General features: G+C 72.0%; 13 protein-coding genes. 9 read left to right on the forward strand and 4 right to left on the reverse strand.

Going from position 1 to position 15022, the window contains the following annotated elements; all coding sequences use genetic code 11:
• Positions 1 to 23: 23 nt before the first annotated feature.
• The 5 genes from G3I78_RS18790 to G3I78_RS51225 all read left to right on the forward strand — a co-directional run bounded on the left by G3I78_RS18790 (position 24) and on the right by G3I78_RS51225 (position 5696).
• Positions 24 to 1049 (forward strand): 6-phosphofructokinase, encoded by a 1026-nt coding sequence (locus G3I78_RS18790; protein ID WP_164425900.1) that lies wholly within the window; start codon positions 24 to 26, stop codon positions 1047 to 1049.
• A gap of 115 nt (positions 1050 to 1164) precedes the next feature.
• Positions 1165 to 2115, forward strand: a complete 951-nt coding sequence (locus G3I78_RS18795) for a cytochrome c oxidase assembly protein (protein WP_164425902.1) — start codon at positions 1165 to 1167, stop codon at positions 2113 to 2115.
• 85 nt (positions 2116 to 2200) lie between these two features.
• Positions 2201 to 3598 (forward strand): PASTA domain-containing protein, encoded by a 1398-nt coding sequence (locus tag G3I78_RS18800; protein WP_239157905.1) that lies wholly within the window; start codon positions 2201 to 2203, stop codon positions 3596 to 3598.
• 27 nt (positions 3599 to 3625) lie between these two features.
• Positions 3626 to 5512 carry a serine/threonine-protein kinase gene (locus G3I78_RS18805; RefSeq protein ID WP_164425905.1) on the forward strand — a complete coding sequence of 629 codons (1887 nt, stop codon included), beginning with the start codon at positions 3626 to 3628 and terminating at the stop codon, positions 5510 to 5512.
• A gap of 13 nt (positions 5513 to 5525) precedes the next feature.
• A complete protein-coding gene (locus G3I78_RS51225) occupies positions 5526 to 5696 on the forward strand; it encodes a hypothetical protein (RefSeq protein WP_203615133.1) in 171 nt (56 codons plus the stop codon).
• Positions 5697 to 5698: 2 nt separating this feature from the next.
• Here the strand turns inward: G3I78_RS51225 and G3I78_RS18810 are convergent, their stop codons facing one another.
• The 4 genes from G3I78_RS18810 to G3I78_RS18825 are packed head-to-tail and all read right to left on the reverse strand — an operon-like array spanning position 5699 to position 9721.
• Positions 5699 to 6904: a histidine kinase gene (locus tag G3I78_RS18810; RefSeq protein WP_164425907.1), complete on the reverse strand. Its 1206-nt coding sequence runs from the start codon at positions 6902 to 6904 to the stop codon at positions 5699 to 5701.
• Complete coding sequence (locus tag G3I78_RS18815; protein WP_164425909.1) at positions 6901 to 8613, reverse strand: cation acetate symporter; 1713 nt, start codon at positions 8611 to 8613, stop codon at positions 6901 to 6903. The genes G3I78_RS18810 and G3I78_RS18815 overlap by 4 nt, the downstream gene beginning before the upstream one ends.
• A complete protein-coding gene (locus G3I78_RS18820) occupies positions 8610 to 8969 on the reverse strand; it encodes a hypothetical protein (RefSeq protein ID WP_031051946.1) in 360 nt (119 codons plus the stop codon). Before G3I78_RS18820 ends, G3I78_RS18815 begins: the two co-directional genes overlap by 4 nt.
• Before the next feature lie 2 nt (positions 8970 to 8971).
• Positions 8972 to 9721 carry a LytTR family transcriptional regulator DNA-binding domain-containing protein gene (locus G3I78_RS18825; protein ID WP_164425911.1) on the reverse strand — a complete coding sequence of 250 codons (750 nt, stop codon included), beginning with the start codon at positions 9719 to 9721 and terminating at the stop codon, positions 8972 to 8974.
• Between the two features lie 78 nt (positions 9722 to 9799).
• Between G3I78_RS18825 and G3I78_RS18830 the strand changes: the two genes are divergently transcribed.
• From G3I78_RS18830 to G3I78_RS18845, 4 genes are all read left to right on the forward strand, one after another.
• Positions 9800 to 10285, forward strand: coding sequence for an Lrp/AsnC family transcriptional regulator (locus G3I78_RS18830; RefSeq protein ID WP_164425913.1), 486 nt, complete (start codon positions 9800 to 9802; stop codon positions 10283 to 10285).
• 154 nt (positions 10286 to 10439) lie between these two features.
• Entirely contained in the window at positions 10440 to 11252 is an 813-nt protein-coding gene (ddaH, locus tag G3I78_RS18835) for a dimethylargininase (protein ID WP_164425915.1), read from the forward strand.
• On the forward strand, positions 11249 to 12469 hold the full coding sequence (gene rocD / locus G3I78_RS18840; protein ID WP_164425916.1) for an ornithine--oxo-acid transaminase: 1221 nt from the start codon (positions 11249 to 11251) through the stop codon (positions 12467 to 12469). The genes ddaH and rocD overlap by 4 nt, the downstream gene beginning before the upstream one ends.
• 87 nt (positions 12470 to 12556) lie before the next feature.
• Entirely contained in the window at positions 12557 to 14989 is a 2433-nt protein-coding gene (locus tag G3I78_RS18845; protein ID WP_164425918.1) for a SpoIIE family protein phosphatase, read from the forward strand.
• Positions 14990 to 15022 lie beyond the last annotated feature (33 nt).

The raw sequence follows: 15022 nt of genomic DNA on the forward strand, positions 1-15022 counted from the left end.
ACGTCGATAGGGTTCTCGCGGCTATGCGCATTGGTGTCCTCACGTCCGGCGGCGACTGCCCCGGCCTGAACGCCGTCATCCGGTCCGTCGTGCACCGTGCCGTCGCCGACCACGGCGACGAGGTCATCGGTTTCCGGGACGGCTGGAAGGGCCTCCTGGAGTGCGACTACCTCAAGCTCGACCTCGACGCCGTCGGCGGCATCCTGGCCCGCGGCGGCACCATCCTCGGCTCCTCCCGGGTCCAGCCCTCCCATCTGCGGGACGGTGTGGAGCGGGCCAAGGGGCACGTCGAGGAGCTCGGACTCGACGCGATCATCCCGATCGGCGGCGAGGGCACGCTGAAGGCCGCCCGGCTGATGTCGGACGCCGGCCTGCCGATCGTGGGTGTGCCGAAGACCATCGACAACGACATCGCGGTCACCGATGTCACCTTCGGGTTCGACACGGCCGTCGGGGTCGCCACCGAGGCGCTCGACCGGCTCAAGACCACCGCCGAGTCCCATCAGCGGGTGCTCGTCGTCGAGGTCATGGGGCGGCACACCGGCTGGATAGCGCTGCACTCCGGGATGGCCGCGGGCGCGCACGCCATCGTCGTACCGGAACGGCCCTTCGACATCGAGGAGTTGGCCCGTCGGGTCGGCGAGCGGTTCGAGGCGGGCAAGCGGTTCGCGATCGTCGTCGCCGCGGAGGGGGCCAAGCCGGCGCCCGGGTCCATGGCCTTCGACGAGGGCGGCAAGGACATCTACGGTCACGAGCGGTTCGCCGGGATCGCCCGCCAGCTCTCCATCGAGCTGGAGGAGCGGCTGGGGAAGGAAGCCCGGCCGGTCATCCTGGGGCATGTGCAGCGGGGCGGTACGCCGACCGCGTACGACCGGGTGCTGGCCACGCGGTTCGGATGGCACGCGGTGGAGGCCGTGCACCGGGGGGAGTTCGGGCACATGACGGCTCTTCGGGGGACCGACATCGTGATGGTGCCGCTGGCGGAGGCGGTGGAGACGCTGAAGACGGTTCCCGCGGACCGCTACGAGGAAGCCGAGTGCGTCCTCTAGATCAGCGCGTACGGCACTGAAGGAAGCCGCCCCCGGTCGCAGCCGCGACCGGGGGCGGTTCTAGTCTGTGTGACGGACAGACTTGCACAACCCCCACGAATCAGGAGCCGCCGCGATGGACCACAGCGGGCACGGCATGACCCACGATCTGCCGCCGTTCACGCTGGGACGAGGGCTTCAGTGGTCGGCCGACCTCTTCTTCCTCGTCGCGTGTCTCCTCGCCCTCGGGCTGTACGCATGGGGTGTGGTGCGGCTGCGGCGGCGCGGGGACGCGTGGTCGGTCGGGCGGACCGTCTCCTACGTGGCCGGTGTGCTGACCATCATGCTGGTGATGTGCACCGGGCTGAACGACTACGGGATGGTCATGTTCAGCGTGCACATGGTGCAGCACATGGTGATCAGCATGCTGTCGCCGATCCTCATCCTGCTCGGCGCCCCCGTCACGCTCGCGCTGCGGGCGCTGCCCGTCGCCGGGAAGGGGCGCAAGGGGCTGCGGGAGCTGCTGCTCGCGCTGCTGCACAGCCGGTACATGCGGATCATCACGCACCCGGCGTTCACCATTCCGCTGTTCATCGCGAGCCTGTACGCGCTGTACTTCACGCCGATCTTCGACACCCTGATGGGCTCGAAGGCGGGGCACATCGCGATGATGGTGCACTTCCTGGCCGTCGGCATCGTGTTCTTCTGGCCGATCATCGGCGTCGACCCGGGACCCCACCGGCCGGGTTATCTGATGCGGATGCTGGAGCTGTTCGCGGGGATGCCGTTCCACGCGTTCTTCGGGATCGCGTTGATGATGGCGTCGGAGCCCATGGTCGAGACGTTCAAGAACCCGCCCGCCTCGCTCGGCATCGACGCGCTCTCGGATCAGAACGCGGCCGGCGGTATCGCCTGGGCGTTCAGTGAGATTCCCTCCGTACTGGTGCTGATCGCGCTGCTGTTCCAGTGGTACGGCTCCGAACAGCGGCAGTCCAAGCGCAAGGACCGGGCCGCCGACCGGGACGGCGACAAGGAACTCGAGGCGTACAACGCATATTTGGCCTCATTGAACGCACGCGGGCGTTGAAGGCCGCGTCTTTCCGAAGCATTCAGTAGCATGAAGCGCGTTGGGGGAACCGCCAGGGGGAGCGGTGATGACATTTCGCGCATTTATGCAGAGGACCACGGTCCTTGCCATTTTCTCGCTGCTGCTGAGCGGCTGCGACAACAGCACTCCGCTGACGGTGGTCAAGGCGGTGGCGGCCCATGTGCCGTCGCTCGATCCGTTCTTCGACGAGAACAGCGGGCTGGGCAGGGACGCCGCGGTGCGTTCGCAGCCGGTGCGGGGCAGCCTTCAGCAGGGTGACACACCCGGTCTGTACGGCGGCAGCAAGCAGCCGACGATCTGTGACGTGGCCAGACTCGAACGATTCCTCACCGATCCCAGGAATCACAAAAAGGCACAGGCGTGGGCGTCCGTCCTGCACATCGGCACCGACGGGATACCGGAATATCTCGATCGACTCACACCTGTTCTGCTGCGTCACGACACTCTCGTCGAGAACCACGACTACAAGAAGGAAAAGGCCGTCCCGTACAACTCCTTGCTCCAGGCGGGAATCGCGATTCTCGTCGATGAACAAGGGCTTCCGGCTGTGAAGTGCTCGTGCGGAAATCCATTGCGGCCCTTCGAGGGTGACAGCAGCCGGATTTCCGTCCAGTTCGAGGACGGCAACAAGAAGTGGGCGGGATACGAGCGGGAGTCGGTGCTGGCGGTGAAGCCCGCGCCGCGGAAACTGGAGCGGATCGCCCTCGTCGACGTCCAGGAGCCCGCCCGCGGGATCAACCGCCCGGTCGGCACCACGGGCGAGAAGGACTCCACCTTCGACGCGAGGAAGCCGCGCAGGGTGCCGGACCTCGCCGGGACGACCTTCGTGCAGGCCGGCCGGCGGCTGATCGACGCCGGGCTGGCGGCCGGGTACGCCGGGCAGGGGGCGCCGCCGGACAGCGCGAGGGTCACGGCGACCGATCCACCCGCGGGGGCGGAGCTCGGGTTCGGGCAGTACGTGATGCTGACCGTGGCCGGGGGCGGCACGAGTGGATCGGGCGGCTCCGGTGGCTCCGGTGGGCAGAGCGGGCCGACGACCACTCCCCCGCCGCCGTCCTCCGGGCCGAAGACACCGCCGACCAGTGCACCGCCGTCGTCCGGCTCTTCCGGCTCTTCCGGCTCGTCCGGTTCATCCAGTTCGTCGGGCTCGCCCAGTGGCAAGCCCGGCGTGTCCTCGTCCGCTCCTTCCACGAGTACGACGCCCAGCTCGCCGTCCGCCGACAAGTCGAGCCGTCCGCCCAGCTCGCCACCCGTCTCGGACCCCACGTCGAGCGCGCCGCCGGAGGTGACCAGATCGCCCCCGCCCGACGACCCGGTCACCAGCAGCGCTCCGCCCCCGCCACCGCCGCCCCCGCCACCGCCTCCGTCGAGCAGTGACCCCGTCACCAGCGCACCGGCGAGCAGCGGGCCCGCGACCGGTGGACCCGCCTCCGACGGGCCGAGCGCCACCGTCACCGCATAGCGCCCCGTAGAACCGGAGAGTCACCGGATGCCTTCAGGATCACCGACCTCGGGAGTGGGCCGGGTCATCGCCGGCCGGTATCTGCTGCTGAACCCGCTCGGCAGCGGCGGCATGGGCCATGTGTGGCTCGCCCACGACCAGAGACTCGCGTGTGAGGTCGCGCTCAAGGAGATCGTGTTCCGTGATCCCGTCGAGGAGGGGCACGAGCGGGAGGCCCGGGTGGCGCGGGCCCGCGCGGAGGCCCGGCACGCGGCCGGGCTGCGCGGCCACCCGCACGTGGTGACCGTGCACGACGTCCTGGAGCACGACGGGCTGCCGTGGATCGTCATGGAGTACGTGGCGGACGCCGTGGACCTGCGCGACCTGGTCGACACCCGCGGCCCGCTCGCCCCGGCGGAGTGCGCGCGCATCGGGCTCGCGGTGCTGGACGCGCTGACCGCCGGGCACCAGCGGGGCGTGATGCACCGGGACGTGAAGCCGGCGAACATCCTGCTGGCGCCGGACCGCTCGGGGGCACCGTACGGACGCGTGCTGCTCACCGACTACGGCATCTCCGTGCAGCCGGACGCCGGGGAGACGCGGTACACGCTGGCGTCGGTGCTGGTGGGCACGGCGGGCTATCTGGCCCCGGAGCGGGCCACGGGCGGGGCGCCGACGCCCGCGGCCGACCTGTTCTCGCTGGGCTGCACGCTGTACCACGCCGTGGAGGGCGTGGGTCCCTTCGAGCGGGAGTCGCATCTCGCCGAGGTGACCGCGGTGGTCATGGAGGAGCCCCGGCCGGCCGTGCGGGCGGGCGCGCTGGGCCCCGTACTCCAGGCGCTGCTCGCCAAGGACCCCGCACAGCGGCTGTCGGCACCGGAGGCGGAGGCCGCGTTGTCGCGGATCGTGACCCCGCAGGCCGAGCCGTACGTCCGGACGCAGACCGACCTCGGCTCCCAGCCGCCCTGGGCGGGGCCCGCAGTACCGCCGCCGGTGGCCCCGCAGGGCTTCGGACCGCCGCCGAACGGGAGCCGGCCGCACACCACGGGTGAGCCGTTCGTGCTGCCGCCTCCCCCGCCGCCGCGTGGCGGGCGTCGGCGGCGCGAGCGCTCGCACGCCCTGCGGGCCGTCCTGGCCTGCGGGCTCGGGGTGCTGCTGGCGCTGGGGGGCGTGTGGTACGCGATGGCCGACCGGTCCTCGGACAGCCCTGGCGGTGACGGGGGCGACAAGCGGCCGTACGGCGCGACGGTCGGGCTGACCAAGGCGCTGCGGGACGGGGACTGTGTGATCGCCGACTGGCCGGGGTCGAACCGTTTCCAGGGGACGCCCCGGCTACGGCTGGACGCGGGGTGCGCGGCGGCTCCGGACGGGCAGGTGACGGCGTTCGTGGCGGCCGCCTCGGCGGAGGAGGCGCGGCGGACGGGGGCGGCGAGGTGCGAGGAGCGGACGCGGGAGATCCGGGGCCGGCTGGCGGACGTCCGCAGCCTTGCGGTGGTGCCGGCGGACGGCGGGTTCGAAGCGGCGGGGCGGCGCACCGCCTGTCTGGTGGTGGGCGGGAACGGGCCGGTGTACGGGCCGATCGGCACCCGCCGTGCGCTGGGCTCGGCGTTCGCGGACACGGCGACCATGCAGCGGCGGGACTGTCTCGACGTGCGCACCAACCGGGACGCCCGGCTGGTCTCCTGCGAGGGCCCCTACGACGAGCAGGTGCTCGGATTCACCCGTCTGGGCGCGGACGTGCCCTTCTCCGAGGCGCGGACCGAGTCGGATCCGGCGTGTGCGCGGGACGTGCCGCCGGGCGACTACGGCTTCGATCCGTCGGTCTACACGGCGGGGTCCTGGACGAGCGAGGGGCCCTGGAAGAGCGGGACGCATTTCGTCGTGTGCACCGTCCGGAAGCAGAACGGGGGCACCATGGAGGGGGACGAATCCTGAGGAGGGTGTCGCGATGCCCGGTTCTACGGACAGCTCCACGCGGACGATGGGGGTGCTCACCGTCGGCGGACTCGTCGCGGTGACCGCCTACACGGTGGCGCTCGGCAGCAACGGCTGGCTGTGGTTCGGCTGGGTCGTGCTGGGCCTGATCACTCTCGGCATGGTGGCCACCCGCAGCACCTGACGTCAGCCGCCCGTGAGGCGGCTCGCCGAGTGCACGCCCGGCTGGTACTTGGGCAGCCGGGCGGTGACCTTCATGCCCGCGCCGACGGCGGTCTCGATGACGAGGCCGTGGGAGTCGCCGTACACCTGGCGGAGCCGGTCGTCGACGTTGGACAGGCCGATGCCGCCCGAGGGGCTGACCTCGCCCGCGAGGATACGGCGGAGCAGGACCGGGTCCATTCCGGCGCCGTCGTCCTCGATGACGACCAGGGCCTCGGCACCGGTGTCCTGTGCGGTGATCTGGATGTGGCACTTCTCGGTCTTGCCCTCCAGGCCGTGCTTGACGGCGTTCTCCACCAGCGGCTGGAGGCACAGGAAGGGCAGGGCGACCGGGAGGACCTCGGGGGCGATCTGGAGGGTGACGGAGAGGCGGTCGCTGAAGCGTGCCCTCACCAGCGCCAAGTAGTGGTCGATGGCGTGGAGTTCGTCGGCGAGGGTGGTGAAGTCGCCGTGCCTGCGGAAGCTGTAGCGGGTGAAGTCGGCGAATTCGAGGAGGAGTTCGCGGGCGCGTTCGGGGTCGGTACGCACGAAGGACGCGATCACCGCGAGCGAGTTGAAGATGAAGTGCGGGGAGATCTGGGCCCGAAGCACCTTGATCTCGGCCTCGATCAGCCGGGTGCGGGACTGGTCGAGATCGGCCAACTCCAACTGGACGCTGACCCAGCGGGCGACCTCCCCGGCGGCGCGGACCAGGACGGCGGACTCGCGGGGCGCGCAGGCGACCAGGGCGCCGTGGACGCGGTCGTCGACGGTGAGCGGGGCGACGACCGCCCAGCGGACCGGGCAGTCCGGGGCGTCGCAGGTGAGCGGGAAGGCCTCGCCGCGGCCGGTCTCCAGCGGGCCCGCGAGGCGTTCCATGATCTCGGTGCGGTGGTGGCCGCCGACGCCGTCCCAGACCAGGACCTGCTTCTGGTCGGTGAGGCACAGGGCGTCCGTGCCGAGCAGTGAGCGCAGTCGGCGGGCGGACTTGCGGGCGGTCTCCTCGGTCAGCCCGGCCCGGAGCGGGGGCGCGGCCAGGGAGGCGGTGTGCAGGGTCTCGAAGGTGGCGTGTTCGACGGGGGTGCCGAGGCCGCCCAGGTTCTGCGGGTGGGCGGTGCGGCGGCCGAGCCAGAAGCCGGCGGCGAGCAGCGGCAGGATGGCCACGCACAGCCCGGCCAGGAATCCGCTCATGCCTTCACCTCCGCCCGCAGTTCCTCCGGCAGATGGAAGCGGGCCAGGATCGCCGCCGTGCCGGCCGGTACCCGGGCCGCGGTGGCCAGGGACACCAGGACCATGGTGAGGAAGCCGAGCGGCACCGACCAGAGGGCGGGCCAGGCGAGCAGGGAGTGCAGGGCGCCGGTCGCCGGGAAGCCCGCCATGGTGGCGGCCACGGCGACGAACGCCGAGCCGCCGCCGACCAGCATGCCCGCGGCGGCGCCGGGCGGGGTGAGCCGCCGCCACCAGATGCCGAGCACGAGCAGCGGGCAGAAGGAGGAGGCGGAGACGGCGAAGGCGAGGCCGACCGCGTCGGCGACGGGCAGTCCGCCGACGATGACGCTCGCGGCGAGCGGGGCGAGCATCGCGAGGACCGTGCCGAGTCTGAAGTGCCGTACGCCGCGCGTCGGGAGGACGTCCTGGGTGAGCACCCCGGCCACCGCCATGGTGAGTCCGGAGGCCGTGGAGAGGAACGCGGCGAAGGCGCCGCCCGCCACCAGCGCGCCCAGCAGGTCGCCGCCGAGGCCGCCGATCATGCGCTCCGGGAGCAGCAGGACGGCCGCGTCGGCGTCCCCGGTGAGGGTCAGTTCGGGGGCGTACAGGCGGCCGAGGGCGCCGTAGACCGGGGGCAGGAGGTAGAAGCAGCCGATCAGGCCGAGGACGGCGACCGTGGTGCGGCGGGCGGCGACTCCGTGCGGGCTGGTGTAGAAGCGGACGACCACGTGCGGCAGGCCCATGGTGCCGAGGAAGGTGGCGAGGATCAGTCCGTACGTGGCGTACAGGGGGCGTTCCTCGCGGCCCGCGGCGAGGGAGGTGGACATGCCGTCGCTGGTGCCGCGGTCGGCGGCGGGGACGGTGGTGCCCTTGGCGAAGGTGAGGCGGGTGCCCTTGTCGATGTGGTGCGTGCCTGCGGGGAGTTGGAGCTTCCGGTCCTCGTGTGCGCGGCCGTCGACCGTGCCGGTGACCGTGACGGTCAGGGGGCGCTCCAGCTTGAGGTCGAGGGTGGAGCCGACGCGGACCACTCGCTGTTCGCGGAAGGTCGCCGGTTCCTCGAAGGCGTGGCTGGGGGCGCCGTCGCCCTGCCAGGCGAGGATGAGGAAGAGGGCGGGGACCAGGAGGGCGGTGAGCTTGAGCCAGTACTGGAAGGCCTGCACGAAGGTGATGCTGCGCATGCCGCCCGCGGCGACGGTGGCGACCACCACGGCGGCCACGATGACTCCGCCGAGCCACTGGGGAGCACCGGTCAGTACGGTCAACGTGAGCCCGGCGCCCTGGAGTTGGGGCAGCAGGTAGAGCCAGCCGACGCCGACGACGAAGGCGCCCGCGAGCCGTCGTACCGCCTGGGAGGCGAGCCGGGCCTCCGCGAAGTCGGGGAGGGTGTAGGCGCCGGAGCGGCGCAGCGGGGCGGCGACGAACAGGAGCAGGACGAGGTAGCCGGCGGTGTAGCCGACCGGGTACCAGAGCATGTCGGGGCCCTGGACGAGGACCAGGCCCGCGATGCCGAGGAAGGAGGCGGCGGAGAGGTACTCGCCGCTGATGGCGGCCGCGTTGAGGCGGGGGCCGACGGTGCGGGAGGCGACGTAGAAGTCGGAGGTGGTGCGGGAGATGCGCAGGCCGAAGGCGCCTACCAGGACCGTGGCGACGACGACCAGGGCGACCGCCGGTACCGAGTAGCTGGAGTTCATCGGTCCTCGACCAGCCGTACGAAGTCCCGTTCGTTGCGTTCGGCGCGGCGCACGTACCAGCGGGCGAGCAGGACCATCGGGACGTAGAGGCCGAAGCCGAGGACGCCCCATTCGAGGCGGTGGGCGTCGGGCATCGCGGCGAAGAGCAGCGGCAGCGGGCCGATGAGCAGGCCGAGGAAGGCGAACACCGCGAGGGCGGCGCGGAGTTGGGTGCGCATCAGGGAGCGGACGTAGGTGTGGCCGAGGGTGGTCTGTTCGTCGATCTCGGTGCGCGGCCGGTAGTAGCCGGAGGCGGGGCGGCCTCGGCGGGGCGGGCCGGTGACGACGACGCGGCGCTCGACGGGGTCCTGCGGCATGGCTAGGGCCTCCTCATCAGCAGGTCGCGCAGTTCGCGCGCGTGCCTGCGGCTGACCTGGAGCTCCTCGCCGCCGACCAGGACGCTCACCGTGCCCGCGTCCAGGCGGAGTTCGCCGACGTGGCGCAGGGCGACGAGATGGCGGCGGTGGATCCGGACGAAGCCGCGCGAGCGCCAGCGCTCCTCCAGGGTGGACAGCGGGATACGGACGAGGTGGCTGCCCCTGTCGGTGTGGAGGCGGGCGTAGTCGCCCTGGGCCTCGACGTGGGTGATGTCGTCGACGGAGACGAACCGGGTCACCCCGCCGAGCTCGACGGGTATGTGGTCGGGGTCGGGTTCGTGGACGGGTATGCGGGGCGCGCTGTCGAGGCGTTCGGCGGCTCGGCGGACGGCCTCCGCGAGGCGTTCCTTGCGGACCGGCTTGAGGACGTAGTCGACGGCCTTGAGGTCGAAGGCCTGGACGGCGAAGTCCTCGTGGGCGGTGACGAACACGACGAGCGGCGGCTTGGCGAACCCGGTCAGCAGCCGCGCGAGGTCGAGGCCGTCGAGCCCGGGCATGTTGATGTCGAGGAACACGACGTCGATGGCCTCGGGACCGTCCGGGCCCGACTCCAGCGCGCGGTTGATGCGGCGCAGCGCCTCGGTGGCGTCACCGGCCCCCTCCACGGTGCCGATCCGGGGGTCGGCGTTGAGGAGGTAGAGCAGTTCCTCCAGCGAGGGGCGTTCGTCGTCGACAGCCAGGGCGCGCAGCATGAACCCGGAGTGTAGGAGTAATTCGCATGGCTGGACATGTGCGGAGGTGTGGACGTCCTTGCTGGATACAGTGCCGACATGAACAGCAGGCCCTCGGCGTTCGACGAGCTCGACCGGAAGATCATCACCGCGCTGATGGCGAACTCCCGGACCAGTTTCGCCGAGATCGGCGCCGCGATCGGGCTGTCCTCGACGGCGGTCAAGCGGCGGGTGGACCGGCTGCGGGACACCGGGGTGATCACCGGGTTCACGGCCACGGTGGAGCCGTCGGCGCTGGGCTGGACCACCGAGGCGTACGTCGAGGTGTACTGCGAGGGCGCGGCCCCGCCGAGGCGGCTCGCGGAGGTGGTCCGCAACCATCCGGAGATCACCGCGGCGATGACGGTGACCGGGGGCGCGGACGCGCTGCTGCATGTCCGGGCGCGGGACGTGGAGCACTTCGAGGAGGTACTGGAGCGCATCCGCGTGGAGCCGTTCATCCGGAAGACGATCAGCGTGATGGTGCTGTCCCATCTCCTCCCGGAAAGCCCGGAAGCGGGGGCGACACAGCCCGCTCCCGAATAAACATCCGAGTGCGCAGCATCGCTGCGTGTCGGTCGTCGAATACGCAGCGTTCCTGCGCGGACACGCAATTGTTGTTGCTTGTCGGTCGTACGGGTCACTTTCTACCTTGGTGTCAACCCTCAGTAGACACCGCAGGAAGCGGAGGAACCCCTCTGTGTCCGACTCCCGTGTGCCGCGCCGGCGGCGATTCCTCGTCTGCGAACCCAGACACTTCGCCGTGCAGTACGCGATCAATCCCTGGATGCATCCCGACACCCACGTCGACGTGGACCTGGCTCAGGAGCAGTGGCGCACGCTGATCAGCGCCTACGAGACCCACGGTCACAGCGTCGACGCCGTGGAGCCGGTCCCCGGTCTCCCCGACATGGTCTTCGCCGCGAACTCCGCGGTCGTCGTCGGCGGCCGTGTCTTCGGCTCGCTCTTCCACGCGCCCGAGCGGCGCCCCGAGTCCACGCACTACGACCTGTGGTTCAAGACCGCGGGCTACGACGTCCACCGGCCCGTGGCGGTCTGCGAGGGCGAGGGCGACCTCGTCTGGACGGGCCGGTACGTGCTGGCCGGGACCGGGTTCCGGACCACCCGTGAGGCGCACCGCGAGGTGCAGGAGTTCTTCGGCCACCCGGTGATCAGCCTGACCCTGGTGGACCCGCACTTCTACCACCTGGACACCGCGCTGTTCGTGCTGGACGACGACAACATCGTCTACTACCCGGAGGCCTTTTCGCCGGGCAGCCGCGAGGTGCTCGCCCAGCTGTACCCGGACGCGGTGCTCGCGACCCGGGACGACGCGATGGCCTTCGGCCTGAACTCCGTGTCCGACGGCCGCAACGTCTTCATCGCCCCGCAGGCCGAGGCCCTCGCCGTGCGCCTCGACGAGCACGGCTACGTCCCCGTCCCCGTCGACCTCTCCGAGTTCCACAAGGCCGGCGGCGGCATCAAGTGCTGCACCCAGGAGATCCGCTCATGACCGCACCCGTAAGCACGCGTTCCTCCGCCGATCTCATCCAGGCCGAGGAGCCGGTCCTCGCGCACAACTACCACCCGCTGCCCGTGGTCGTCGCCCGCGCCGAGGGCACCTGGGTCGAGGACGTGGAGGGCCGCCGCTACCTCGACATGCTGGCCGGCTACTCCGCCCTCAACTTCGGCCACCGCCACCCCGCGCTGATCGAGGCGGCGCACCAGCAGCTGGACCGCCTGACCCTCACCTCCCGGGCCTTCCACAACGACCGGCTCGCCGAGTTCGCGGAGCGCCTGGCCGGGCTGACCGGCCTCGACATGGTGCTGCCGATGAACACCGGCGCCGAGGCGGTGGAGAGCGGCATCAAGGTGGCCCGCAAGTGGGCGTACGAGGTCAAGGGCGTCCCGGCCGACCGGGCGACGATCGTGGTGGCCGCGGAGAACTTCCACGGCCGTACGACGACGATCGTGTCGTTCTCCACCGACGAGACCGCGCGGGCGGGCTTCGGCCCCTTCACACCCGGCTTCCGGATCGTGCCGTACAACGACCTGGCGGCGCTGGAGGAGGCCGTCGACGAGACCACGGCGGCCGTGCTGCTGGAGCCGATCCAGGGCGAGGCGGGCGTGGTCATCCCGGACGAGGGCTACCTGGCCGGAGTGCGTGAGCTGACCCTGCGCAAGGGCTGTCTGTTCATCGCCGACGAGATCCAGTCGGGCCTCGGCCGCACCGGGCGCACGCTGGCCGTGGAGCACGAGGGGGTCGTGCCGGACGTCCTGCTCCTGGGCAAGGCGCTGGGCGGCGGCATCGTCCCGGTCTCCGCGGTGGTCGCCCGCCGTGACGTGCTCGGTGTACTGCGACCGGGCGAACACGGCTCGACCTTCGGCGGCAACCCGCTGGCGGCGGCCGTCGGCACCGCGGTGGTCGACCTGCTGGAGACCGGCGAGTTCCAGCGCCGGGCGTCCGACCTGGGCGTGCTCCTGCGGGACGGCCTGGCCGGGCTGGTGGGCCGGGGTGTGGTCGGCTTCCGCGCGCGGGGCCTGTGGGCGGGCGTGGACATCGACCCGGCGATCGGCACCGGGCGCGAGGTCAGCAAGCTGCTGATGCACGAGGGAATCCTGGTCAAGGACACCCACGGCTCGACGATCAGGCTGGCTCCGCCGCTGACGATCACGGCCGAGGAACTGGGTTCGGCGCTCGGAGTACTGGAAGGCGTACTGAAGCGGTAGCACCTCCCCCGTCGGCACACTCGCCCACACCGGGTGAAGATGAGACGAAGAGGTGGTAGACCACTCTCAGCGACAGAGAGGTCGGCCGTGAGCGCTCAGGAGGAGCACGACATCGCGCGGCACCGGTTCGACGTGGCCGATGCCGCGCCTCTGCTGCTCGATGCCCGGGGCGTGGTCACCGGCTGGACCAGGGACGCACAGCGGCTGCTGGGCTACGCCGCCTCCGACGTCGTAGGGACGGAGGCGGCCGCCCTGGTGGCCGAGGCGGACGCCGGGCGGCTGCCGGAGCTGGCCGGCCGGTGCCGTGCCGACGGCGGCTGGGCGGGGCTGCTGACCGCCGTGCGGCGGGACGGCCGGCCGGTCCGGGTGATGGCGCGGATCACCGCGGCCGACGACCCCGACGGCGCGGCCCGCTGGCTCGTGCTGCTGTCCGAGCTGGCGGAGGCGCCCGGCTGGGACATGAGCCGTCCGGTGCTGGAGCAGATGGTCAGCCGCTCCCCCATCGGTATCGCGATCGTGGACACGGACCTGCGGTGCGTGTGGTCCAACCCGGCACTGGAGCAGTTCGGCAGCGCACCGGCCCCGCAGCGGCTGGGGCTGCGGTTCGGGGAGATCCAGCCCGGCCTGGACGCCGAGGACATCGAGGCGCAGATGCGGCGCGTGCTGGAGACCGGCGAGCCGATCGTGGGGTACGAGCACGTCGGGCGGGTCCGTGCCGCACCGCACCGGGAGACCGCGCACACCATGTCGTTCACCCGGATCGACGACGACCGGGGTCACCCGATGGGCGTGTACTACACGGTCGTCGACATCACCGAGCGGCACCGCGCCCGGCAGCGTCTCGCCCTGCTGGACCGGGCCGGCGAGTACATCGGCCGCAGCCTGGACATCCGGCGCACCGCGCAGGAGCTGGCCGACGTGGCGGTACCGGCACTGGCCGACTACGTCACCGTGGACCTGCTGGAGTCGCTGCTGCGGGGCGCCGAGCCGGCCGCCCGGGTGCCGCTGCTGCGGGCCGGGCAGCAGTCGGTCAACGAGGGGGTCCCGGAGGCCGTCGTCGAGGTGGGTGACATCGCCGCCTACCGGCGCGGGTCGCCCCCGCTGAGCTGTCTGGCCTCGGGCAGGCCCTGGCGCGAGGAGCGGCTCGATCCGCTGGCCGCGGAGTGGGCCACCGACATACCGGGCGGGCGGGAGGCCACCTTCCTGGAGCTGGGTCTGCACAGCGTGATGGTCGTGCCGATGCGGGCCCGGGGCGCCACCCTGGGGGTCACGACGTTCTTCCGGCGCCACCGCCAGGAGCCCTTCGACGAGGACGACCTGAACCTGGCCGTGGACCTCGTCTCCCGGGCGGGCGTCTGCGTGGACAACGCCCGGCGCTACACCCGCGAGCGGGAGGCCGCGCTCGTCCTCCAGCGCAGTCTGCTGCCGCACCGGCTGCCCGAGCAGGGCGCCGTGGAGGTGACCGCCTGCTACCGGCCCGCCGACGAGCTGACCGGCCTCGGCGGTGACTGGTACGACCTGATCCCGCTCTCCGGGGCGCGGGTCGCCCTCGTGGTCGGCGAGGTCCCCGGGCACGGCATCGGCGCCGCCGCGGCCATGGGCCGGCTGCGGACCGCCGTACGGACGCTGGCGGCCCTCGATCTGCCGCCGGAGGAGGTGCTCGGGCACCTGGACGACCTGGTCGCCCGGAGCGCGCGGGAGGAGGGCGTGGGGCCGGGCGCCGAGGACACCGACAGCGCGCAGGGGTCCGGATGCGTCTACGTCGTCTACGACCCCGTCGACGGCCAGTGCACGATGGCCGCCGCCGGTCATCCCGCGCCCGCGGTGATCCTGCCCGACGGCTCGGTCGCCTTCGTGGACCTGCCGCAGGGGCCCTCGCTCGGGGTCGGCGGTCCGCCGTTCGAGTCGGTCGAGCTGGCCCTGGCGGAGGGCAGCACGCTGGCGCTGCACACCGACGGGCTGCTCGCCCGGGGTGCGGGGTGGACCGAGGACGCGGGCCGGGACCGGCTGCGCCAGGCCCTGGAGCGGCCCGCGCCCTCGCTGGACCTGCGCTGCCGGGCCGTCGTCGACGCCCTGGCCCCGGACCGGCCGCACGACGACGTGGCGCTGCTGATGGCCCGCACCCGGCTGCTGGGGCCCGGGCAGGTCGCCGACTGGGACGTGCCCGCCGACCCGGCGCTGGTCGCGGAGGCCCGCAAGACGGCGTCGAGGCAGCTGACGGAGTGGGGCCTGGAGGAGTTCGCCTTCACCACCGAGCTGGTCGTGAGCGAGCTGGTCACCAACGCGATCCGGCACGCGGTCGGGCCGATCCGGCTGCGGCTGATCCGGGAGCGGACCCTGCTCTGCGAGGTGTTCGACGGCGGTGCCACCGCACCCCATCTGCGGCATCCGCGCACCACGGACGAGGGCGGCCGGGGGCTGCTGCTGGTCTCCCAGTTCGCCCAGCGCTGGGGCACCCGGTTCGTCCCCGAGGGGAAGATCATCTGGGCCGAGCAGTCCCTTGAGGATCCCCTCACCTGACCTCCCATACCGTGGGAAACTGGGGTGATCCCG

This window comes from Streptomyces sp. SID13726 (genome assembly GCF_010548375.1).
Lineage (GTDB): Bacteria > Actinomycetota > Actinomycetes > Streptomycetales > Streptomycetaceae > Streptomyces.

What these genes read in the sequence shown, in the direction of transcription:
- G3I78_RS18790 (WP_164425900.1), top strand. Translation starts at nt 24, where the DNA reads ATGCGCATTGGTGTCCTCACGTCCGGCGGCGACTGCCCCGGCCTGAAC.
- G3I78_RS18820 (WP_031051946.1), bottom strand. Translation starts at nt 8,969, where the DNA reads ATGCCGCAGGACCCCGTCGAGCGCCGCGTCGTCGTCACCGGCCCGCCC.
- G3I78_RS18810 (WP_164425907.1), bottom strand. Translation starts at nt 6,904, where the DNA reads ATGAGCGGATTCCTGGCCGGGCTGTGCGTGGCCATCCTGCCGCTGCTC.
- G3I78_RS51225 (WP_203615133.1), top strand. Translation starts at nt 5,526, where the DNA reads ATGCCCGGTTCTACGGACAGCTCCACGCGGACGATGGGGGTGCTCACC.
- G3I78_RS18825 (WP_164425911.1), bottom strand. Translation starts at nt 9,721, where the DNA reads ATGCTGCGCGCCCTGGCTGTCGACGACGAACGCCCCTCGCTGGAGGAA.
- G3I78_RS18795 (WP_164425902.1), top strand. Translation starts at nt 1,165, where the DNA reads ATGGACCACAGCGGGCACGGCATGACCCACGATCTGCCGCCGTTCACG.
- G3I78_RS18800 (WP_239157905.1), top strand. Translation starts at nt 2,201, where the DNA reads ATGCAGAGGACCACGGTCCTTGCCATTTTCTCGCTGCTGCTGAGCGGC.
- G3I78_RS18830 (WP_164425913.1), top strand. Translation starts at nt 9,800, where the DNA reads ATGAACAGCAGGCCCTCGGCGTTCGACGAGCTCGACCGGAAGATCATC.
- rocD (WP_164425916.1), top strand. Translation starts at nt 11,249, where the DNA reads ATGACCGCACCCGTAAGCACGCGTTCCTCCGCCGATCTCATCCAGGCC.
- G3I78_RS18815 (WP_164425909.1), bottom strand. Translation starts at nt 8,613, where the DNA reads ATGAACTCCAGCTACTCGGTACCGGCGGTCGCCCTGGTCGTCGTCGCC.
- G3I78_RS18805 (WP_164425905.1), top strand. Translation starts at nt 3,626, where the DNA reads ATGCCTTCAGGATCACCGACCTCGGGAGTGGGCCGGGTCATCGCCGGC.